The 22,054-nt window shown below is 72.1% G+C and carries 17 protein-coding genes and 1 rRNA gene (1 of these 18 running past the window's edge); 15 read left to right on the plus strand and 3 right to left on the minus strand.

Features of this window, described 5'->3' with window-relative positions; genetic code table 11:
* Positions 1-7 precede the first annotated feature (7 nt).
* The 3 genes from WME95_RS14390 (at position 8) to uvrA (ending at position 7,275) form a co-directional block, all read left to right on the plus strand.
* Positions 8-724 carry a hypothetical protein gene (locus tag WME95_RS14390; protein WP_437908957.1) on the plus strand — a complete coding sequence of 239 codons (717 nt, stop codon included), beginning with the start codon at positions 8-10 and terminating at the stop codon, positions 722-724.
* Between the two features lie 530 nt (positions 725-1,254).
* Entirely contained in the window at positions 1,255-1,845 is a 591-nt protein-coding gene (locus WME95_RS14395; RefSeq protein ID WP_437908958.1) for a hypothetical protein, read from the plus strand.
* Between the two features lie 84 nt (positions 1,846-1,929).
* Positions 1,930-7,275 carry an excinuclease ABC subunit UvrA gene (uvrA, locus tag WME95_RS14400; protein WP_437908959.1) on the plus strand — a complete coding sequence of 1,782 codons (5,346 nt, stop codon included), beginning with the start codon at positions 1,930-1,932 and terminating at the stop codon, positions 7,273-7,275.
* Positions 7,276-7,320: 45 nt separating this feature from the next.
* On the opposite strand, the gene WME95_RS14405 is transcribed toward uvrA, so the two are convergent.
* Positions 7,321-7,524 (minus strand): hypothetical protein, encoded by a 204-nt coding sequence (locus WME95_RS14405; RefSeq protein ID WP_012235204.1) that lies wholly within the window; start codon positions 7,522-7,524, stop codon positions 7,321-7,323.
* Between the two features lie 183 nt (positions 7,525-7,707).
* Here WME95_RS14405 and WME95_RS14410 point away from each other — a divergent pair, with 183 nt between their 5' ends.
* Positions 7,708-8,196: a hypothetical protein gene (locus tag WME95_RS14410; protein ID WP_437908960.1), complete on the plus strand. Its 489-nt coding sequence runs from the start codon at positions 7,708-7,710 to the stop codon at positions 8,194-8,196.
* A gap of 468 nt (positions 8,197-8,664) precedes the next feature.
* On the opposite strand, the gene WME95_RS14415 is transcribed toward WME95_RS14410, so the two are convergent.
* On the minus strand, positions 8,665-10,734 hold the full coding sequence (locus WME95_RS14415) for a protein kinase domain-containing protein (protein ID WP_437908961.1): 2,070 nt from the start codon (positions 10,732-10,734) through the stop codon (positions 8,665-8,667).
* 326 nt (positions 10,735-11,060) lie between these two features.
* On the opposite strand from WME95_RS14415, the gene nadC reads away from it, so the two are divergent.
* From nadC to WME95_RS14430, 3 genes are all read left to right on the plus strand, one after another.
* Positions 11,061-11,912 (plus strand): carboxylating nicotinate-nucleotide diphosphorylase, encoded by an 852-nt coding sequence (gene nadC / locus WME95_RS14420; protein ID WP_437910985.1) that lies wholly within the window; start codon positions 11,061-11,063, stop codon positions 11,910-11,912.
* The gene (locus WME95_RS14425) at positions 11,909-12,730 is read left to right on the plus strand and encodes a biotin--[acetyl-CoA-carboxylase] ligase (protein ID WP_437908962.1); all 822 of its coding nucleotides are present in this window, start codon (positions 11,909-11,911) and stop codon (positions 12,728-12,730) included. Before nadC ends, WME95_RS14425 begins: the two co-directional genes overlap by 4 nt.
* 119 nt (positions 12,731-12,849) lie before the next feature.
* Positions 12,850-13,503 carry a radical SAM protein gene (locus WME95_RS14430; protein WP_437908963.1) on the plus strand — a complete coding sequence of 218 codons (654 nt, stop codon included), beginning with the start codon at positions 12,850-12,852 and terminating at the stop codon, positions 13,501-13,503.
* A 63-nt stretch (positions 13,504-13,566) separates the two neighbouring features.
* Here the strand turns inward: WME95_RS14430 and fbp are convergent, their stop codons facing one another.
* Positions 13,567-14,610, minus strand: a complete 1,044-nt coding sequence (gene fbp, locus WME95_RS14435; protein WP_437908964.1) for a class 1 fructose-bisphosphatase — start codon at positions 14,608-14,610, stop codon at positions 13,567-13,569.
* Between the two features lie 309 nt (positions 14,611-14,919).
* Here fbp and WME95_RS14440 point away from each other — a divergent pair, with 309 nt between their 5' ends.
* From WME95_RS14440 to WME95_RS14475, 8 genes are all read left to right on the plus strand, one after another.
* Positions 14,920-15,846 carry a class I fructose-bisphosphate aldolase gene (locus WME95_RS14440; protein WP_437908965.1) on the plus strand — a complete coding sequence of 309 codons (927 nt, stop codon included), beginning with the start codon at positions 14,920-14,922 and terminating at the stop codon, positions 15,844-15,846.
* A gap of 280 nt (positions 15,847-16,126) precedes the next feature.
* A complete protein-coding gene (locus WME95_RS14445) occupies positions 16,127-17,611 on the plus strand; it encodes a leucyl aminopeptidase (protein ID WP_437908966.1) in 1,485 nt (494 codons plus the stop codon).
* Positions 17,612-17,614: 3 nt separating this feature from the next.
* On the plus strand, positions 17,615-18,466 hold the full coding sequence (ttcA, locus tag WME95_RS14450; protein WP_437908967.1) for a tRNA 2-thiocytidine(32) synthetase TtcA: 852 nt from the start codon (positions 17,615-17,617) through the stop codon (positions 18,464-18,466).
* A 9-nt stretch (positions 18,467-18,475) separates the two neighbouring features.
* Entirely contained in the window at positions 18,476-19,318 is an 843-nt protein-coding gene (locus WME95_RS14455; protein WP_437908968.1) for a hypothetical protein, read from the plus strand.
* 94 nt (positions 19,319-19,412) lie between these two features.
* Positions 19,413-19,595, plus strand: a complete 183-nt coding sequence (locus WME95_RS14460; RefSeq protein WP_157906650.1) for a hypothetical protein — start codon at positions 19,413-19,415, stop codon at positions 19,593-19,595.
* A gap of 116 nt (positions 19,596-19,711) precedes the next feature.
* Positions 19,712-20,575 (plus strand): peptidylprolyl isomerase, encoded by an 864-nt coding sequence (locus tag WME95_RS14465; protein ID WP_437908969.1) that lies wholly within the window; start codon positions 19,712-19,714, stop codon positions 20,573-20,575.
* Complete coding sequence (locus tag WME95_RS14470; protein ID WP_437552412.1) at positions 20,572-21,225, plus strand: roadblock/LC7 domain-containing protein; 654 nt, start codon at positions 20,572-20,574, stop codon at positions 21,223-21,225. The genes WME95_RS14465 and WME95_RS14470 overlap by 4 nt, the downstream gene beginning before the upstream one ends.
* Before the next feature lie 651 nt (positions 21,226-21,876).
* Positions 21,877-22,054, plus strand: a 16S ribosomal RNA gene (locus WME95_RS14475) (it continues 1,379 nt past the right edge of the window).

The raw sequence follows: 22,054 nt of genomic DNA on the forward strand, positions 1-22,054 counted from the left end.
GCGATGCATGACGGCATCCGCCCTGGCGGCGAGCGCGGTCGTGGTCGCGGGGACCGCGGCTGCGGCGGTCCCGGCGACCATCACCCACCAAGGCCGGCTCTACGACGAGCGCGATGTGCCCATCAGCGCGACGCTCGATGTCGTGTTCGCCCTTTACGACGAGCGCGACGCTTCGACGCCCCTGTGGAGCGAGGTCCACTCGATCTCGTTCGAGGACGGCTTCTTCTCGGTGCGCCTCGGCGCGATCGTCCCGTTCGAGCAGGCGATCTTCGACGGTGCTGAGCGGTACCTCGGCATCACCGTGGGCGACGATGTCGAGCTGGAGCCGCGCGCGACGGTCGCGAGCGTGCCGTACGCGCTGCTCGCCGGCAATGTGAACGGCGACATCACGCCGACCTCGGTCACGGTCAACACCACGAGCGGCAACACGCTGGTGCTCGGCGAGCGCGGGATCATCGTGAACGGCGTCCTCGTGATCGACGAGAGCGGCGAGTGGGTCGGCTCGCCGACGGGGCTTCAGGGCCCGCAGGGGCTGCCTGGACCGATCGGTCCGGCCGGTGCAACGGGTCCGGCTGGACCGACGGGGCCGGAGGGGGGGCGGTGCGACTGGGCCTGCGGGTGCTGCTGGTCCGACAGGGCCGGCCGGACCGATCGGGGAGATCGGGCCGACGGGCGCCGCAGGCCCCACCGGACCCGCGGGGCCGGAAGGCGTGGCTGGACCTAGGGGGCCGGAGGGCCCGGCAGGGCCCGCTGGGGCGGCAGGGCCCATGGGGCCAGAAGGCCCGGTGGGCGCAATCGGACCGGAGGGCCCGATGGGACCAGAAGGTCCGATGGGGCCAGAAGGCCCGGTGGGCGCAATCGGACCGGAGGGCCCGGTGGGAACCAGAAGGTCCGATGGGGCCAGAAGGCCCGGCGGGCGCAATCGGACCGGAGGGCCCGGTGGGACCAGAAGGTCCGATGGGCCCGAGGGGACCAGAAGGCCCGGTAGGCGCGCTCGGACCAGAGGGTCCGATGGGCCCGAGGGGACCAGAAGGCCCGGTAGGCGCGCTCGGACCGGAGGGGCCAATGGGCCCGAGGGGACCAGAAGGCCCGGTAGGCGCGCTCGGACCGGAGGGTCCCATGGGACCAGCGGGCCCTACCGGTCCCATTGGGCCAGCGGGCTCTACCGGTCCGACAGGACCAGTGGGCCCTACCGGTCCGCAGGGGCCACGTGGGTTTACCGGCCCTGCTGGTCCGACCGGGCCCCAGGGGGTCGTGCTGACACTGACGGTCCAGGGCGTCGGCCCGCACACCGCGCTGCCGGCCGGGAGGCCTGTCGACTTTTTCGGGCCGACAGCATTGGTGGCGATCTCATCGACGAGCCAGTCGATCTATGCGACCGCGCATCGGTACCTGGGCACGGACGGCTCGCCTGCGGACAGCCTCAAGCTCTACATGTGCTACCAGCGGGTTCGTTCCGGGCCGTCTGGCCCGGTGCTCGACGAGGTCCAGGCGGTCGGCCTTGGTATGGCCGGCGGCCGTGTCCCCGCGGATACCCGCGTCCCCTTCGGGCTCAGCGCCGTCATCACCGGCCTCACCGCGGGCACCTACAACATCGGGATGTGCGGCCAGACCTTGAGCCCGAACTGGACCAGCAACGACTTACGGCTACCTCTCGATCCTCCTCGTCAACGGCTGGCCGCCGCGCCTGCCGGGCGCGCCCGCCGCGCTCGGCTTGCCGGGTCGCCCGAGCGCCGTGCGCACCCCTCGCCACGGACCGTGATAATTCGACGACGCAGAACGCAATGCCGCAGCACGCTGGGTCGGCATGCCGCCCACGTACGATCGTTCGCGACGATGGGCTGAAAGGGGGCTAAACACTCGCGGTTTTACACGCGGCCGTGTCCACTCCGGACGGCGTCCCCGCGGGTTCACCCTACCGCGCGTCCTATGCACTCGATCTGTCTCCGCGGCGCCCGCACGCACAACCTCCAGGGCATCGACCTCGATTTCCGGCCCGGCGAGCTCGTGGCCATCGCCGGCGTCTCGGGCGCTGGCAAATCGTCGCTCGCGCTCGACACGCTCTATTCCGAGGGACAGCGCCGGTTCGTCGAGAGCTTCAGCCCGTACGCTCGCCAGTTCCTCGAGCGGCTCGAGCGGCCGCCGATCGACGCGCTCGAGCCGGTGGCGGCCGGCGTCGCCGTCGATCGACGCGCGCCGGTCAAGAGCTCGCGGTCGACCGTCGCCACGATGGCCGACCTCGAACCGTATTTCTGCGCGCTCTTCGCGCGCGAGGCGGTGCCTGTCTGCCCGTCCTGCGAGGCGCCGGCCGCGCGGACCGACCCGGCGCGCGCGGCCGACCTCGCCGCGAGCGCGCACGAGGGGGCGACCGCGCTCGTCACGTACCCGATCGCGGTCGCCGGGACCGAGCGGTTCCTCGACGTGCGCGAGTCGTTGCTCGCCGCCGGCTACCGGCGCCTCCTCGTCCGCGGCGAGGCGCGCGACATCGACACCGTGGCGCCGTCCGAGGCGATGAGCGGCGCGGACAAGGTCGAGGTCATCGTCGATCGTGTCCGGGTCGCCCCCCGGGAGCGCCGGCGCCTCGGCGCCGCCATCGAGGAGGCATGGAAGGGCAGCGGGGGCGACGCCTCGCTCCACCTGCAGCGCAAGGCCGACGAGCAGGGCGGCCAGGGGGCGGGGCCCACGCGGCTCCGGCTCGTGCGCGGGCTCGCCTGCCCCTCGTGCGCGCGCGCCTTCGATCCGCCGCGCCCCGGGCTGTTCTCGTACCAGTCCCCCACCGGCGCGTGCCCCTCGTGCCGCGGCTTCGGCCGCACCCTCGGCATCGACTACGACAAGGTGATCCCGGACCCCTCGAAGTCGATCGCAGGCGGCGCGATCCGGCCCTGGAACGGCCGCTCGACGACGTGGGAGCGGAAGCTGCTCCGCGCGTTCTGCGAGCGGAAAGGCATCCGCACCGACAAGCCGTGGCGCGACCTCTCCGACGCGCAGCGCGCGCTCGTGCTCGAGGGGGAGGGCTCATGGACCCAGGGGAAGTACCCCGGCGTGAAGGCCTGGTTCCGCTGGCTCGAGACGCGCACTTACAAGATGCACGTCCGCGTGCTGCTCGCGCGCTACCGCACCTACGACGTGTGCGGCGCGTGCAACGGCAAGCGGCTCGCCCCCGAGTCGCTCCTCTACCGCGTCGGCGGCCTGGATCTCGCCGCGTGGCACGAGCTCGAGCTCCGCGACGCCCGCGCGCGCCTCGAGGCCGAGCGCCCGCAGACGGGCCAGGGGGAGATGGCGCGCCGCGAGCTCATCGCGCGGCTCGGGTACCTCGAGCGGGTCGGGCTGGGCTACCTCTCGCTCGCCCGCCAGGCGCGCACGCTCTCGGGCGGCGAGGCGCAGCGCGTCGCGCTCACCGCGGCGCTCGGCACGTCGCTGACGGGCGCGCTCTTCGTGCTCGACGAGCCGACGGTCGGCCTGCACCCGACGGACATCCCGCCGCTCATCGCGGCGATGCGCGAGCTCGCCGATCGCGGCAACGCCGTGCTCGTCATCGAGCACGAGCCGCTCGTCATCCGGGCGAGCGATCGCGTCGTCGAGCTCGGCCCCGGCGCGGGCAAGCAGGGCGGGCGCGTCACCTTCGACGGCCCGCCCGACGGGCTCGCCGCGCGCGGCCCGCTGGCGATGGCGCGCCCGGAGCGCCGGGCGCCGAGCGGGAAGATCGCGATCCACGGCGCGCGCGAGAACAACCTCCGCGACGTCATGGTCGACGTGCCGCTCGGCGTCGTCGTGGCGATCACGGGGCCGAGCGGCTCGGGCAAGAGCACGCTGGTGAACGACGTGCTCTACCGGCACATCGCGAGGGCGCGCGGCTACAAGGACGTCGAGGCGCCCGGCCTGTACAGGCGCATCGAGGGCACGGCCGACATCCGCACCGTCACGCTCGTCGACCAGGCGCCGCTGGGGCGCACCTCGCGGGGCAACCCTGCGACCTACACCGGCGCATGGAACCGCATCCGCGCGCTCTTCGCCGAGCAGCCGGAGGCGTCGGCGCGGGATCTCGGGCCCGGCCACTTCTCGTTCAACGTCGCGCTCGGGCGCTGCGAGGCGTGCGCGGGCGAGGGGAGCGAGACGATCGAGATGCAGTTCCTCGCCGACGTGTCGCTGACCTGCCCGACCTGCAAGGGCAAGCGGTTCCGCGACGAGGTGCTCGAGGTCAAGCTCGACGGCCGCTCGGTCGCCGACGTGCTCGACCTCTCGATCGACGAGGCGTTCGATGTCTTCGTGGGGCAGCCCGCGATCCGGCGGGCGCTCGCGCCGCTCAAGCAGCTCGGCCTCGGCTACCTCACGCTCGGCCAGCCGCTCTCGACGCTCTCCGGCGGCGAAGCGCAGCGGCTGAAGATCGCGCGCGCGCTCGGCGAGCCCTGCGCGGGCGCGCTCTTCCTCCTCGACGAGCCGAGCGCTGGCCTGCACCCCGCGGAGGTGACGCACCTCAACGCCGCGCTCTCCGTGCTCGTGGCCGAGGGCGCCTCCGTGATCGTCGTCGATCACGACCTCGACGTCATCGCCGCGGCGGACTGGGTCGTCGATCTCGGCCCGGGCGCGGGCAGCGAGGGCGGGAGCGTCGTCGCCGAGGGGACGCCCGAGGAGGTGGCCCGGACGGCGACGCGGACCGGCGTCTCGCTGGCCGAGTGGTTCGCGCAGCGGGGCGACGGCGGCGCTCGGCGCCCGCGTCGCGGCACGGCATCGGCCCCTGCCGCCCCGAAGCCCGGCAAGCGCGGCGGCGGCGTCGCGCGCGCGTCGCTCGACCGGGGTCGGATCGAGGTCGAGGGCGCCCGCGAGCACAACCTCGCCGAGGTCTCGACCGTGATCCCGCACGGCGAGATCGTCGTCATCACCGGCCCGAGCGGCTCTGGCAAGAGCACGCTCGCGTTCGACGTGGTCTTCGCCGAGGGCCAGCGGCGCTTCCTCGAGACCCTGACCCCCTACGCGCGCCAGTTCCTCCCCACGCTGCCGCGGCCGGACGTCGATCGCGTCACCGGCGTCCCCCCCTCGATCGCGCTCGAGCAGCGCACCACGCGCTCCGGCGCCAACTCGACCGTCGCGACCGTGACCGAGATCGCGCACTACCTGCGGCTGCTCTACGCCAAGGTCGGCGAGGCGCACTGCCCGGACTGCGACGTGCCGATCGAGGCGCGCTCGCCGGACGACGTCTACCGCTCGCTCGTCTCGACGCGCGGCGCGCGGACGCTCCTCGCCCCCGCCGTCGTGGCGCGCAAGGGGACGTACCTCGACGTGTTCACCGCCGCCGCCCGGGCCGGCATCACCCGCGCGCTCGCCGACGGCGAGCCGTGCGCGACCGACAGCCCTCCTCGCCTCGACAAGCGCCGCGAGCACTCGATCGACCTCGTGATGTACGAGGGGCGCATGGACGGCCTGGATCGCGCCGTCTTCGATCGCGCCCTCGCGTTCGGGCGGGGGGCGGTCAAGCTCGTCGGCGGCCGCGGCGGCGAGCAGCTGCTCTCCACGACGCGCACCTGCCCGCGCTGCGGCGTCGGTGTCCCGGAGCTCGATCCCCGCTGGTTCTCCTTCAACACGAAGCAGGGCCGGTGTGCGTCATGCGAGGGGACGGGCGCCTCGGACTTCGACGACGACGCGCTCGCGACGCCCGACCCGTGCGAGGCCTGCGGCGGCTCGCGCCTCGCGCCGATCCCGCGGGCGGTCCGGCTCGCGGGAGAGCGTTACCACCAGGCGTCGGGCCGCTCGGTCGCGGCCGCGGCCGCGTGGGCGAGGGGGCTACAGTTCACGGGCGACCGCGCGCTGATCGCCGAGGCGCCGCACAAGGAGCTCTGCCGCCGGCTCGACTTCGTCTGCGAGGTCGGCCTCGGCTACCTCACGCTCGATCGGCGCGCTGCCACCCTCTCGGGCGGCGAGATGCAGCGCCTGCGGCTCGCGGCGCAGCTCGGCAGCGGCCTCACCGGGGCGCTGTACGTCCTCGACGAGCCGACCATCGGTCTGCACCCGCGCGACACCGACCGGCTGCTCGGCAACCTCCGGCGGCTCGCCGGGATGGGCAGCACCGTGCTCATGGTGGAGCACGACGCCGACACGATCCGCGCGGCGGATCACCTGATCGACCTCGGCCCCTCGGGCGGGCGCAAAGGCGGCCGGATCGTCGCGGCGGGGCCGTCGCGCGCGGTGCTCGCGAACCCCGACTCGCCGACCGCCCGGGCGCTCGCCGGCGAGGATGCGCTGCTCAGCGCGCGCCCGGCGCGCCCTCCCGTGCGCGAGCACATCGAGCTCCTCGGCGCCCGCGCGCACAACCTCCAGGGGGACACTCTCCGGCTCCCCGCGGGCCGGATGACGGTGGTCGCCGGCGTGTCCGGCTCGGGGAAGAGCACGCTGATCCAGAAGGTGCTCTACCCCGCCGCGCGCCGCGCGCTGAAGCTGGAGGCGCCCGAGCCGGGCCCGCACAAGGCGCTGCGGCTGCCGAAGAGCATCCTGCGGGCGGTGGCCGTCGATCAGTCGCCCATCGGCCGGACGCCGCGCTCGATCCCCGCGACGTTCCTGGGCGTCTGGGACGAGGTCCGCAAGCTCTACGCTGCCTGCCCCGACGCGCAGGTGCGCGGCTACGGCCCTGCGCGGTTCTCCTTCAACACGGCCTCCGGCGGGCGGTGCCCCGCGTGCGAGGGGCAGGGCGTCATCGCGCACGAGATGTCGTTCTTGCCGGACGTGACCACGCCTTGCGAGGCGTGCGGCGGCGCGCGCTTCGAGCCGGCGACGCTCGACGTGCGCTACCTCGGTCTGTCCGTCGGCGAGCTCCTGGATCTCACCGCGGAGGAGGCTGTCGAGGTCTTCGCGTCCCACCCGAAGATCCGCGCCCCGCTCTCGACGATGTGCGATCTCGGCGTCGGTTATCTCCACATCGGCCAGGGGTCGCACACGCTCTCGGGCGGCGAAGCGCAGCGGCTCAAGCTCGCGGCGGAGCTGACGGCCGGCGCGCGGCCGAAGCCCACGCTCTATGTGCTCGATGAGCCCACGACCGGCCTGCATCTGGCGGACGTGACGCGCCTGGTCCGCGTGCTCGATCGCCTCGTCGAGCGCGGCGACACGCTGGTGATCATCGAGCACCACCCGGCGGTCATCGCGTGCGCGGATCACGTGGTCGAGCTCGGCCCGGAGGGCGGCGCCGGCGGTGGGCGCATCGTGGCGGAGGGTACCCCGCGGGAGGTGGCGCGTCAGCCGACGGCGACGGGCGAGGTGCTGAAGCGGATCTTCGCGAAGGGTACGTGAGCGGGCGCGCCGCGCGAACCGGCGCGCCGTCCCGGGGAGCGAGGCTCAGCCGCCGGCGCGCTTTGCGTACTGGTACGCGGTATAGGCGGAGATCAGGTGGCAGATCCAGCCGAGCCAGCCGCCCGAGCCGATCCACAGGCCTGGGGTGACGATCAGCCAGAAAATGCAGCGCAGGAACGCGCCGTTGTAGAGCTGCCCAACGCCCGGAATAAGGAACGAAAGCACTGCGGCGATCCCGGATTTGCTCATGGCATCGGAACCTGATCACCGTGACCGCCCTGTCAAGCGGGCTGGGGAAACCTGGGCACGGACCCGCCGCGCCGCGGCCAGCGGCACAGCGCGCGGTGCAGGAGGGCTCAGCGGCTGCCTGGTAGGACGATCCTTCGACGGCCCGTCGAGGACGTAGAAGGGGCCGGCGCAGGGGTCGTCCCCGTGGCGGTCGGCGCAGGGGTCGTCCCCGTGGCGGTCGGCGCAGGGGTCGTCCCCGTGGCGGTCGGCGCAGGGGTCGTCCCCGTGGCGGTCGGCGCAGGGGTCGTCCCCGTGGCGGTCGGCGCAGGGGTCGTCGCCGTCGGCTTGGGTTGCGCTTGCGCCGTCGGCTTCGGGGCCGCCACGGGGGCAGGCGCGGGCGGCTCCGGTGCGGTCGCCGCGGGTGTGGCGGCCGTCGGAGGGGGAGGCGCCGGATCGCCGGCGACCGACGCGGGCGCCGGGGGCGCCTCGATGGGCGTCAGCGCTGCAGCATCTTCGGATGACCCTCGGCTGCGCATCACGAAGAAGACGGTCGTCAGCCCGCCGATGACCACGAACGCGCCGATCCCGATCAGCGCGAGCGTCGCGCCGGAGCTCTTCGCGCGAGGCCGCGCGGGGATCGGCGCCGGGTACAGCGCGCCGCTGCCCGGCGGCTGGGGAGCGCCGCCGGCGTGAAACCCCGGCGCTCCGGCGACCCCGGGGCCACCTGGGGCCCCGAACGGCGCGCCGCCGTACGGGCTGGGAGGCTGGGGCGGCTGCCCGTAAGCGCCTCCTCCAGGTGGCCCGCCGTAATTCGCTGTCGCACCGGGCCCGTACGGGCCCGGTGCACCAGGTGGCGGCGCGCCGTACGGGCCAGCGGGAGCGCCGTACGGGCCGGGCATTCCGGGAGGCGCGCTGTTGGTCCCGCCTTCGACGAGGGTCCGCGGGACGGCTGCGCCAGCGGCGCTCGGATCGTGCGGCGCGGTGCCGGGCGGCACGGGAAAGGCGCCCTGCGGCGAGTTGGGCCCTGCGAGCGGAGGCTCGCCGGGCACGGTCTTGCCAGGGCCGTACATGCCGCTCGGGGGCGCAGGCCATCCCGGCGGCGGACCGCTATTCTGGTTGCTCATCGAGATCGCATCCTACCTACCGTACGCGCCTGGCGCGTCAGTTGTTGGGTACGATGATCACGCGCCGTCGAGGCCTGTCCGACGGCGTGGTGGTGGTCGGGCTCGTCGTCGGCGGGCTCGTCGTCGGCGGGCTCGTCGTGTTCGGCTGGGGGTTGGCCGGCGGCTGTGCGCTGGTCGGCGCGGGGAACGGGAACGGCGGCAGCGTCGACGGGATGACCCAGGGAAGCTGGGGGATGATCGTCGTCCCGCTGGGGCGTGTCGTCGGCGCCGTCGTGCTCGGCGGCGCCGTCGTGCTCGGCGTCGCCGGCGGCTTCGCCGTCGTGGTCGGCCGGGGCTGCGGCTTGGCGACCACGGGCGGCTCGACGGGAGGTGGCGTCACCGCCGGGGGAGTCACGGCGGGGGGCGTCGTCGCGGGCGGGCTAGGATCCGAAGGCACCGTGTTGGCCGGCTGGAAAGTCGGCAGGGCCGGCGCCACGTCGGCCTGCTCCTTCCGGCTCAGCTCGTTGGCGATGTACAGACCGCCGACGACGGCCCCCGTGATCCCCGTGGCGAGCAGCAGGATGGCGAACAGCGAAGTCCCGCCTCGCGCGGGTCGCTGCGCGCCGTGCGCCGAGGCGCTCTGCGAGATCCTCGGCAGCGGATCCATCGGCGCCGTCCCAGGGATGTAGCCCTGCGCGCCGCCGCCATACGCGCCGCCATACCCGGGCGCTGGGCCGCCGTTGAATCCGCCACCCGGGGCCGCGCTCCGGTCCATGAACGGCGCGCCTCCGACCGCCGTCCCTCCCGGGCGTGGCGACGCATCGAAGGGCCCCGGCTCGTGGCTCGTGGCGGGCACCCCCTGGGGGAGAGCGTAGGGGGCGGCGCTCACGGTCGCCGGCTGCGCGATCTGGGGATAGCCCCCTTGGGCGAAGTACGGGCCGGAGGAGGGCTCCGGCCTCGGCGTGAACCCTGGCGCTGACGCCGAGGGACCTCGGGCATCCGAGGAGAAGCCGCCCATGGGGGTCGAGGGCCCGAGGCCTCCCGGGGGGCCGCTGGACGCGTGCTGCGCGCCGCCGTCCTCCGGCGGAATCGTCTTGGGAACGGAGCTGGCGCGACCGTCCCCCATCGCGTTGGTCGCGGGCGCCGCCGCGGAAGGCGCGAGCATCCCGGGCGCCGCGAGGGCTGCCGCCAGGGCGGCCCCGGATGACCGCGCCAGGCTGACCTCGGACGGCGCGGGGGTGAGCGCCGACGGGGCGCGGGCGGCTCGGGCGAACGGCTCCAGGGCGCTGCGGAACTCGGCGGTGGTCGCGAAGCGATCCGGCGGCGAGGCCGCCATGGCGCGGTGGACGGCGGCGCAGAGGCCGGGCGCGAGCTCCGGCGCCAGGTCGGAGAGCCGCGAGATCTGGCCCGAAAGGTAGGCTCCCGCGATCTGCTGGGGCTCATCGCCGCCGACCGGCCGGCGGCCAGCCAGCATCTCGAAGATGATGACGCCCAGCGAGAAGATGTCGGCGCGCGCGTCCACGGAGTCCGCGGAGTAGGCCTGCTCGGGCGCCATGTACTCGGGGGTGCCCATGATCACGCCGGGGCGCGTCAACCCGCGATCGAGCTCCCCCGTGACCTTCAGCTTGGCGATGCCGAAGTCGAGCAGCTTGATGAGCGGCTCTCCCTTGGCGGACTTCGTGATGATCACGTTGTCCGGCTTGAGGTCCCGGTGGACGACGCCCGCGCGATGGGCGGCCTCGACGCCCTCGAGCATCTGCATCGTGTACTCGAGCGCGTCGGGGTACCCGAGACGGATGCCTGCCCGGTAGAGCTCCTCGTACAGGGTCTGGAGCGTCTTCCCCTCCAGGTACTCCATCACGATGAACGCCAGGCCGGACGCCGTCTGGTCGACGTCGCTGACGCGAACCACGTGCGCGCTCTGGATCTGCGCGGAGACGCGCGCCTCCTGAAGGAAGCGCTGCACCAGGCCGGAGCGGCGGGACAGCTCGGGGTGGAGAAACTTGAGGGCGACCGTCGTCCCCAGCACCTCGTGGCGGGCTTCGTAGACGCTCCCCATGCCGCCATCGCCGATGAGGCGCACGAGTCGGTACTTGTTGTTGATGACCTGGCCTGCCTGCGGACGCATCGATCTCCGTTGAGGGCGCTGGAGTTGCTCGGAGAGTCTCACAGGCTGGTAGACGAACGTCAGCCCCATTTGTGCGACACAGCGTCGCGATGATCGCGATCCGCCCTGCTTTTCGGCGCAGCGAGCCCCAACCATTTCCGCCGGCGTCCCGTCCAGGGCGCCCATAAGGCTGAGGTCGCACGCTCCGGGGTGCACGTGCCACCACAAGGATGTGCGATGACGCGATGCGTTGTTGTGGCTCGTGTGGGCGCGACAGCGCTGATGCGCGCGTGCGGGACCGAGTATACCTGGGAGCGCCGCGTGGGAGCGGCGCCGAGGAGATGCCCGTGCTGGCTGCGCCGTTGCTCGATGCCCTGATCGATCGCTCTCTGGAGGAAGACCTCGCGGGAGGCGATCTCACCACCGAGGCTTGTGTCGAGGCCTCCGCGCGCGCGACGGCGAAGGCGGTCGCGCGCAAGCCGCTCGTCGCGTGCGGGGGCGACGTGTTCCTGCGCGTCTTTCAGCGCCTGGATCGGCAGGTGGAGGGCGAGGTGCTCGTCGCGGACGGCACCGCGGTCGGCGTCGGCACGGTGCTGTGGACGGTGCGCGGTCGCGCGCGCTCGCTCCTCAGCGCGGAGCGCACCGCGCTCAACCTCGCGCAGCGGATGAGCGGCGTCGCCTCCGAGGCGCGTCGCTACGCCGAGGCGATCCCGGCTGGGTCGAGCGTGCGCATCACCGACACCCGCAAGACGACGCCCGGTCTCCGCGGGCTGGAGCGCTACGCGGTGCGCGTGGGCGGCGCGCACAACCACCGCGACAGCCTCGGGAGCGCCGTGCTCATCAAGGACAACCACATCGTCGCGGCGGGCGGCATCGCGACCGCCATCGCTCGTGCGCGGGCGCGCGCCCCGCACACGACGAAGGTCGAGGTCGAGGTGGCCTCGCTGCAGGAGCTCGATCAGGCGCTGGCCGCCGGCGCCGACATCATCATGCTCGACAACTTCACGCTGGCCGACGTCAAGGCCGCGTCCGCGCGCGTGCGGTCGGCGCCGTACGGCCGGCCTCTCCTCGAGGTCTCCGGCGGCATCACGCTGGAGCGCATCCCCGAGCTCGTCGCGGCGGGCATCGACGTCATCAGCGTCGGGGCGCTGACGCATTCGGCGCGCGCGGCCGACATCGCGCTCGATCTCTCGCTGTGAGGCGGCTCGACGGGGAGGCGATAGAGCGCGAGCTCTCGCGGCTGGGCGCGTCGTTCGGGCGGCCGCTCGCCGTGGCGGCCGAGACCGCGTCGACGAACGACGACGCGCGGAGCGCGGCCGCGGACGGCGCGCCGCACGGGGCTGCGTTCCTTGCCGACGCGCAGACCCAGGGTCGGGGGCGCGGCGGGCGCTCCTGGCACTCTCCGCCCGGCGAGAACCTCTACCTGTCGGTGGTGTTGCGCCCGAGCCTGCCGGCGAGCCGAGTGGCCCCCATCGCGCTCGTCATGGGGCTGGCCGTCGCGTCCGTCATCGAGCGACGGCTCGCGCCTCTTCCGCCCCGCGGCGCGTCGGGCGGCGGCTCCGTCGTCGAGGTGCGGCTCAAGTGGCCCAACGACGTGCTCGCCGGGGGCCGCAAGCTGGCGGGGATCCTCGTCGAGGCCCAGCTGCGCGGCGAGTCGGTGAGCAGCGTGATCGTCGGCGTCGGGCTCAACGTCCATGCGTCGAGCTTCCCGCCGGATCTGTCGGCGCGGGCCACGTCGCTCGCGATGCTCGGGATCGACGACGTCCCGCGCGAGCGCCTCGCCGCGGAGCTGCTCCAGGCGATCGGCGACGCGGCGGCGAGGTTCGAGGCAGGAGAGCTCGCGCCCTTCGCGGAGGATCTCGCCCGGATGGACTGGCTGCGCGGCCGCCGCGTCGAGGTCGCCGGCGTGGTCGGCGTCGCGGCGGGGATCGATCCGGAGGGGCACCTGCTGGTCCGCGGCGCGGACGGCATCCTCCGGGCGGTGGCGGCGGGCGAGGTCAGCGTCATCTCCAGCTGAGCGCCCCGCGCCGCTTGCATTGCGCGCTCGGCGCGGCCAAAGCTCCCGCCCCACCTCGCGGTCGCCGGCCGGCGTGGCGCCGCCGAGGCCGACCGAGGCTCCTCGGAGGCGTCGCTTCCTTGAAAGAAGACACCCTCGTCGTCCACGAAATCTACGCCAGCGTGCAGGGCGAATCGACGTTCGCCGGGCTGCCGTGCACCTTCGTCCGGCTCACCGGGTGCAACCTGCGCTGCGCCTGGTGCGACACGTCGCAGGCCTTCTACGGCGGCAAGCGGATCCGCCGCGGCGACGTCCTGGAGCGCGCGCTCGCCCTCGGCACGCCGCTCGTCGAGCTCACGGGGGGCGAGCCTCTCCTTCAGCCCGGGTCGTTCCCGCTCCTCGCGGAGCTCTGCGACGCGGGCCGGACGGTCCTCGTCGAGACCAGCGGCGAGGCAGACGTCTCGCGCGTCGATCCGCGCGTGCACAAGATCATGGACCTGAAGGCGCCTGGCTCGGGGGAATCCCACCGGAACCGCTGGTCGAACCTGGATCACCTGACGCCGCGCGACGAGATCAAGTTCGTGCTCGCCGATCGGGCGGACTATGCGTGGATGCGGGACACCATCCGCGAGCGGCGCCTCGACGCGCGCGGCGTGACGCTGCTCGCCTCATGCGTGTGGGGCGAGCTGTCGCCGAAGGAGCTCGTCCAGTGGGTGCTCGACGATGGCCTCCGCGTCCGGGTGCAGGTCCAGCTCCACAAGGTGATCTGGGGAGCCGACGCGCAGGGGGTCTGACCCGCGGGTCGCCCACCGCGCTGCGGCTCGTGCCGGTGAGGGCGGCGCCCTTCTCTCGCAGCCTCAGCGCTCGCCGCGCACAAACTGCTCGAAATCTTCGACGTCGCGGGGCGAGCCGAGGACGAGCGGCACGCGCTCATGGAGCGACCTCGGGACCCTGTCGAGGATGCGCTCGGCCCCGGTGCTCGCCTTTCCGCCTGCGGCCTCGAAGATGAACGCGAACGGGTTCGCCTCGTAGAGCAGCCGCAGCTTGCCCTGGCCGCTGCGATCGGCGGGGTACGCGAAGATGCCGCCCTTGAGCAGCGTCCGGTGCGCGTCCGCGACCAGCGATCCCACGTAGCGCGCGCCGTACGGCCGCCCCTCGTGCTTGCTGTCCTCCTTGATCCACGCGTTCCAGCGGCGCACGTCCTCCGGCCATCGCGCGCTGTGGCCTTCGTTGATGGAGTACGTCGAGCCGCGCTCGGGGATCCGGATGTTCTCGTGAGAGAGAAAGAACTCTCCCACGGTCGGGTCGTAGGTGAAGCCGTGCACGCCGCCGAGGCCGGTCGTGATGACGAGCAGCGTCGACGAGCCGTAGAGCACGTAGCCGGCCGCGACCAGATCGCGGCCGGGGCGAAGGAAGTCCGAGGGATCGGCGCCCATCTTGGCGTCGCTCTTCCGGAGCACACCGAAGATCGTGCCGATCGAGATGTTCACGTCGATGTTGGACGAGCCGTCGAGCGGGTCCACGACGACGATGTACTTCGCTCGTGGGTCCGTGGAGAGGAGCCTCATTTCACCGAGCTCCTCGCTCACCACGGCCGCGCAGTGCCCGCGCCTTCCGAGCACGCTGAGCAGCGTCTCGTTGGCGACCTCGTCGAGCTTCTGCACGACCTCGCCCTGGACGTTGGTCTGTCCCGTGTATCCGAGGACGTTGGCGAGGCCGGCCCGCCGGACCTTGGACGTCACGAGCTTCGCCACCAGGCCGAGCTGGTTCAGGAGGGAGGTGAACGCCCCTGTCGCCGCGGGGAACCCGAGCATTCCTTCGAGGATGTATGTCTCGAGCGTGATCCCGATGCGTGACGGCGCCTCCGGCGGCTTCCAGCTCAGATCCCGTTGGTCCGACATGATCCCTCCGCGTTGTCGGCGAGGACGTTACCGCCCCGCCACGTGCTCGCGCTCGCGTCCGCCGCTGTGGCCCCGAGGGCGGACCGGCGCAGTTTCGAGAATTGCGTATCCGATGGCTTCGTACAACATCCTCGGGGCGCTGGACCGCCCGCGCGTTGGGCTCGATACGTTCGTCCAAGTCCTGAAGATGCGGCCCGAGTCCGCTCGCCCGAGCACCCTGACACGGCGCCGCGGGCATGACGGGGTGGGTTCACGCCCCGGGCGGGCCACGCGCTTCCTGGCGCAGCAGCACCTTCGACGGAGTGATTCATGGCGCTCACCACCCGTGTAGAGCAGATCCTCTCCTGGTACACCTCCGAGAACCCAGGCACGCTGACGAACCTCGTCCGGCTGCTCACCCATGGCGCGCTCGCGGGCACCGGAAAGATGGTGATCCTGCCGGTGGACCAGGGCTTCGAGCACGGTCCAGTGCGATCGTTCGCTCCGAACCCCGAGGCCTACGACCCCGATTACCACTTTCAGCTCGCGATCGACGCCGGGTGCAACGCCTACGCGGCGCCGCTCGGATCGCTGGAGGCTGGCGCGGCCAGGTTCGCGGGGCAGGTGCCCCTGATCCTGAAGCTGAACAACAGCGACACGCTGGCGAAGGTGGAGCAGCCCGTGTCGGCGGTGACCGGCTCGGTCGAGGACGCGCTCCGCCTCGGCTGCGTCGGCGTCGGCTACACCATCTACCCCGGGTCCGGCGCGAGAAACAGGATGTACGAGGACCTTCGCGAGATCGCCCTCGAGGCCAAGCGCAGGGGCCTGGTCGTCATCGTCTGGAGCTATCCGCGCGGCGCCGGACTGTCGAAGCAGGGCGAGACGGCCATCGATGTCTGCTCCTATGCGGCGACGATTGCCGCCCAGCTCGGCGCACACATCATCAAGGTCAAGCCGCCGACCGCTCATATCGAGCAGGAGGAGGCGAGAAAGATGTACGAGAAATACAACATTCCCATCCAGACGCTCGCCGACCGGACCCGGCACGTCGTGCAGGCGACGTTCGGCGGCAAGCGCGTGGTGATCTTCTCTGGCGGCGAGTCCAAGGCGACCGACGCCGTCCTGGAGGAGGTGCGCGAGATGGCCGCAGGCGGGTCCTTCGGGTCGATCATGGGGCGGAATGCGTTCCAGCGCCCTCGCGTCGAGGCGCTTCGGCTCCTCGCCGACGTGATCCAGATCTACGGGTCGGCGCGCTGACGCCCCTCCATCCGGCGCTCGGGGCGGGCCGGCTCGGACCCGCAGTCCGGTGGGCAGCGTCGCGCGAGGCGCTCCGACGGCGGGCCGCCGAGCGCGGAGCCTGCGCGGCGCCGTGCGGAACCGCGCAGGGCTGCGCGGGGCTGCGCGCCTGGGAGCGCGAGCGCTCTCCCGCCCGCACCTCGGGCCGACCGCCTGCGGGCATCGTCCACGTCGACGGGGTTAGCCCTTCGTGTTTAGATGCCGCGCTGGACCCCTCCACATCCCGGGCTCAGGAGACCGCATGCCGATCAAAGTGAACCTCGCCTCGTCCGACCCGCTGAGCATCGCCGTCGACGTCGTCGTCATCGGCGTGCCTGAAGGCGCTTCGACGGGTGAGGGCGTGCTGGCGAGGCTCGTGGCGGCGCTGGGCGAGTCGGTGACTCACCAGGTCAAGCGTGACGACTTCACGGGGAAGAGGGATCAGAGCATCGATTTCGCGACGCACGGCGCGTTGAAGCCCGGCCGGGTGCTCTTGCTCGGGCTCGGGTCGGGCAAGGTCACCGACGTCGAGTGCAGGCTGCTCGCGGCGAGGGGGGCGCGCTTCGCGAACGGCGTGCGCGCCGAGAGCATCGCGGTCGTCGTGCCTCCCGGCGTCGAGCGCGCGGAGCGGGCCGCCGCGGAGGGGCTCGTGCTCGGGGCCTACCGGTTCACCCGCTACTTCACGGGCGATCGTCTGCCCAAGGTCGCGCTCTCCCGCGGCACCGTGGTCATCGAGGGCAAGGTGGGCAAGGCGGCGCGCGATGCCGTCGCGCTCGGCCAGCACGTCGGCGAGGCGATCTGCGTCGCGCGCGACCTCGTCAACGAGCCGCCCAACGAGGTTTATCCGGAGGCGCTCGCGCGTGTCGCGGTGGACGTGGGCAAGCAGCACGGGCTCAAGGTGACGGTGCTCGACAAGGCCGCGCTCACCAAGCGGGGCATGAAGCTCATCATGGCGGTGGGGCAGGGGAGCGCGCGGGATCCCCGGCTGGTCCACATGATCTACGCTCCTCCCGGGAAGCCGAAGGGGAAGCTGGTCTTCGTGGGCAAGGGGCTCACCTTCGACAGCGGCGGGCTCTGCATCAAGCCAGCTCCGGGCATGGAAGAAATGAAGGGCGACATGGGCGGCGCCGCGAACGTGATCGCGCTGATGGCCGCCGTCGCGGCCGCCAAGCCGAACGTCGAGGTGCACGGCGTCATCGGCGCGGCAGAGAACATGCCCGACGGCGCGGCATACCGGCCCGGCGACATCTTCGGCTCTCTGGACGGCAGGACGGTGGAGATCATCAACACCGACGCAGAGGGGCGCCTGGTCCTCGCCGACTGCCTCGCCTATGCGCGCGCGCTGAAGCCGGACCTCATCGTCGACAACGCGACCCTCACGGGCGCGTGCGTCGTGGCCCTCGGGCCGACCGTGTCCGGCTTCTTCTCGAACCGCGAGGAGCTCGCGGAGCGCCTGCGGAGCGCCGCGAAGGCCGCGGGCGAGTCGATGTGGCAGCTCCCCCTCATCGAAGAGCTCCGCGACGGCCTCAAGAGCGACTGGGCCGACATCAAGCACACGGCCGACCGCTGGGGAGGGGCCATCACCGCGGCCTTGTTCCTGCGCGAGTTCGTGGGGGATGTCCCCTGGGTCCACGTGGATATCGCTGGCCCATCCATGGCGAACAAGCCGTACGGCATCTTCTCCAAGGGCGGGACGGGCCACGGCGTGCTTACCTTCCTCCGCCTCATCGAAGGCTTCACCGGCTAAACCGTGCAACTCCGCCGCAAGCTCGCGCGCGCCATGGGGCGCGCCATCACCGACTTCGACATGATCGCCGACGGCGATCGGATCCTCTGTGCTGTCTCGGGGGGCAAGGATAGCTACGCGATGCACGCGCTGCTCGTCGACCTCGCGCGGCGCGCGCCGGTCCGGTTCAGCGTGATCGCGGTCAACATCGACCAGGGGCACCCTGGCTACCCGGGACACCTCCTCACCGACTACATGGCGGCGGGCGGCCACGAGTTCCGGATGATCTCCGAGGACACCTACTCGATCGTCACCGAGAAGATCCCCGAGAACAAGACGTACTGCTCCCTCTGTTCCCGCCTGCGCCGGGGCATCCTGTACCGCATCGCGCGCGAGCTCGGCTGCTCGAAGATCGCCCTCGGCCACCACCGTGACGACGCCGTGACGACGCTGCTCCTGAACCTAATCTTCGCGGGGCAGCTGAAATCGATGCCGCCGAAGCTCATCTCCGACGACGGCGACAACATCGTGATCCGTCCGCTGATCTACTGCGCCGAGGCCGAGCTCGCCGCGTTCGCCGCGGAGGAGCGGTTCCCGATCATCCCCTGCGACCTGTGCGGGTCCCAGGACAACCTCCAGCGCAAGGCGGTGAGCCAGCTCCTCGCGGATCTCGACGCGCGCCACCCCGGAACGCGGCAGAACATGCTCGCAGCCCTCGGCAATGTGCGCCCGAGCCACCTCTTTGACACGGGCCTTTGGAAGCGGCTCGGGCTCGAGGTCGCCCGGGAAGAGGGGAGCGCAGGCGACGAGGCGGGCGTGGGTGCGCCAGCGCCGGACGTGCTGCCCGTGGGCAACCTCCTGAGAAACCTGGCCTAGCGCTCGCTCATGAGCACGGATGCCCCCGGCGCCATCTCGATCGGCGCTCCGCGCGAAGAGGAGTCCACCGCGTCGGCCTCCGTCGGTCGCGGCGGTGCGTTGACGCGCGGGGTCGACGGGGCGTCAGGCTCGGACCACCCGGAGGCGCCGCTGCCGGGGGCGGCGCGCTTCGACCTGGGTCCGGGCGGCGGGCGCGCCCCGCAGGCGTTGCTCGCCGCGGTCGTCGCCTGGATGATCACGGTCGCGCCCGCGGGTTTCGGTCGTGGCGCGCCCGTATTCGCTAGCATCGCCGCCACGCTCGCCTTCCTGTGCGGCGTCGCTGCGCCGCTGCTCGCCCCCACGCACCGCCGGGTCGCCCGGCACCTCGGCATCTCCGTCTTCCTCGCGCTGGTCACGCTGACCTGGCTGCTGGCTTCTCCTTCCCTTCAGCCATCCCGCCTCGACCCGGTCCGCGCGGCGATCGGCGCGATCGCCTGGGGTATCTTCGCGCTTTCCTGGCGCGATCGCTGGGATGTGCGGCGCCAGCCGGAGCCGGAGCCAGACGCCCCGCTCCTGCAGGCCCGAGCCCACCTCCCTCCGCTCGCGACGGCGATCGTCGCCTTCGGGGCGCTCGTGAGCCTCGCGATCCTCGTGCTCGCCTGGCGCATCCGGGACCCGGAGCGCGCCCTCTTGGCCCAGGCCGTCGCGGTGGCCTGCGCTGTCGCGCTGATCACGGCGGCGTCCGGCGTCGCGGTGGCTCGTGGCCGCCGGCACACGGGCGGCGGACGGCGGCTCCCCCACCGAGCCGTTCGGCACCTGGTGGTCCTCATCGTCTTTGCGGTCCTGGGGGCGGTGGCGATGACGCTGCGGTGAGCGGCGGCGCGGCCGTGGCCTCCCGGCTGCCGCCGCTCCCTGGTGTCCCCGCATCCCCGCCGGTTCCTCACCAAATCGCGTTACACTCATGGGCGTGTCCCGCGCAGTCGATGTGTTCGCGGTTCTGCTCCTCGTCGCCGCAGCGTTCTCCTTTGCCTTCGGGGTTCACGCGCTCGGTGATCGCCAGGATTTCAAGGCGATCTACCTCCTCGTGATCGGCGGCCTCTCGCTCAAGGCGTCCACGGAGATCCTTCGTCCCCGCGGGGGTAGCGCGTGAGCCCTGGGCGCCGAACGATCGCGGCCATCGTGTGTCTGTGCGCGTGCGCGGCCTGGGCTGCTCTATCGACGTCCGCGAGGGGGGCGGCGCCGCTGCCTCCCGACGTGGCGGCTCGCGTGGGCGCGAGCGACGTCGCCGTCGACTCGGTAGCGCGCATCGCGGCGGCGCAGCAGATCCCGCCTGCGCAGGCCCGGGACGCGGCGGTCCGCGACGCGCTCTGGGCCGCCGAGGCACGAGCCCGCGGCCTCGACCAGGAGCCCGACGTGCGGCGCGAGATCAGCCTGGTGCTCGCCCGTCGCATGCTCCACCGCCTGAAAGAGGAGGCGGCGAACGCAGGACCGGTGACCGACGAAGAGCTCCGCGTCGCCACCGAGCGCCACTGGCTCGATCTCGATCGTCCCGAGGGGTACCGCACCGTGCACGCCGTCGTGAAGCTCTCGGAAGACGCTGGCGAGGCCACCCGTGACAAGGCGAAGGCGATCGCCGACGCCATCCGGACCGCCGTCTTGTCTTCGCGCGAGGTCGCTCAGCGCACCGAGCCGCCCCGCGCCGCGGGGACGCCGCAACCGCCCCCCGATCCGGCTGCAGAGGCGTTCATCAGCGCCGCGAAGGGCGTCCCTGCCGACGGCCTCGAGGTCGTGGCGCAGGCGCTCGCGCCGGTGACGGAGGCGGGCCGCGTGCTCACGCCGGAGCCGCAGCAGTTTGACCCCACCTTCTCCCGCGCGGCCGCGTCCCTGGTCGCGCGCGGAGATCTCACCGCACCGCTCACATCGGCCTTCGGCGTGCATGTCATCATGCTCCTCGAGCGCATCCCGGCGCAGGTGGTGCCTGTCGAGGAGCGACGCGGCCTGGTGCGCGACGAGGTCGTGGCGGACCGCGCGCGCGCCGCCCAGGCAAGGTTCCTCGAGGTGGCACGGCGCGAGCCGAAGATCGCGGGGGCCGTCGATGCGTTGCTCGAGCTCGTGCGGATCGAGCCATGACCACATCGCGCAACGGAGGGCGCAACCGGACCCGACGCCGGCTTCCACGTGACCAGGCGCCGTCCTCTTTCACGTCGATCCTCGAGGATCTCCTGTGCGCGATCCCGGGCGCGCACGCTGCCGCGCTCGTGGATTTCGAGGGGGAGACCATCGACTACGCCGGCGGGCTCGACCCCTACGATGTGAAGGTGACCGCGGCCCACTGGCAGATCGTGCTGGCCGAGGTCGCAGGCACGCGCCTGGGGGTGTCGCGCCAGATCACGGTGCGCGCCCACCGCAAGAGCTACATCGTGCGCCAGCTGCAACCGGAGTACGCCTTGGTCCTGGTGCTGCACCCGCGGGCGGCCTTTGCCGCGTCCCACCGCGCGCTGCAGGAGGCCGAGGCGCGGCTCTGCGCCGAGGCCGGCTGGAGCACGTCGCGCACCACGCGGTGGTACTGCGTCGACGTCGAGACCGAGGCCTCGGATCGCGGGCGCCCCGCCCGCCTCCGCGGCGCAGGTGGCTGGCAGCCCGTCGAGGTGATGGGCTCGATGGTGGGCCTCGGGCCGCGCGAGAAAGGCTTCCGGATCCGTCTGCCGAGCGGCGCGGAGATGCTGCTCATCCGCGAGCGCATGGGCCGCTGGTTCGCAGACGAGCACCCGGAGACCTGAACGTCAGCACGAGCGAGGCGGCGCGCAGCGGCGCAGGCGACGGACCGAGAAGCGGGCCCGGGTACTGAAAGCCCCGAGGAACAAGGCAAACTCTGCCGGAGAGAACAGGTCGGAAAAATCCTGTTGACCTGGCCGGTCTCCTGAGTATCCTCCGCGCTCCCTGGTTGCCACGATGCCGAAACGGCAGGCAACCGCTGCGAGCCGTGCAGCGTGTGTCCGGAGATGTCCGGGCATTCGTCGCTGGCGGTAAGCGGCCGACCTGGATGCTCGTGACCTGCGCGGTTCCGTGTTTCAACGCGGATAAGTTCGCTCGGGTAGCAGCTCACAGGTGAGAGTGAGCGCGCGCAGGTGCGTTCACTCACGCGAGGGCGAGAGCAAAAATAGAGCATCGATCGAAAATCGATTGACAGTTCGAAGAGATGCTCTAAAGTACCTGCCCTCGCCGACGCGACCCGAAAGGGTCGGGTCGGCGACGAACGAGAATCGGGAAGATCAGCTGTAAAGCCGGCAACTTCCCGCTCGGTCCTTGAAAACTGGATTGTATGCCTACGAAGTGACGTGGGTCCCAAAGGCGAGCGCAAGCTCGACCTCGCACGTCATAAAAGACGAGCAAGTCAGGCGGTCTTAGCTACCGTCTGATGCAACAGGATTTAACTGGAGAGTTTGATCCTGGCTCAGAACGAACGTTAGCGGCGCGCTTAACACATGCAAGTCGAGCGAGAAAGGGCTTCGGCCCCGGTAAAGCGGCGCACGGGTGAGTAACACGTAGGTAATCTGCCCCCAGGTGGTGGATAACGTTCCGAAAGGAGCGCTAATACAGCATGAGACC

Origin of the sequence: Sorangium sp. So ce327 (assembly GCF_051530205.1) — a bacterium.
In the GTDB taxonomy this organism is placed as follows: Bacteria; Myxococcota_A; Polyangia; order Polyangiales; family Polyangiaceae; genus Sorangium; species Sorangium cellulosum_B.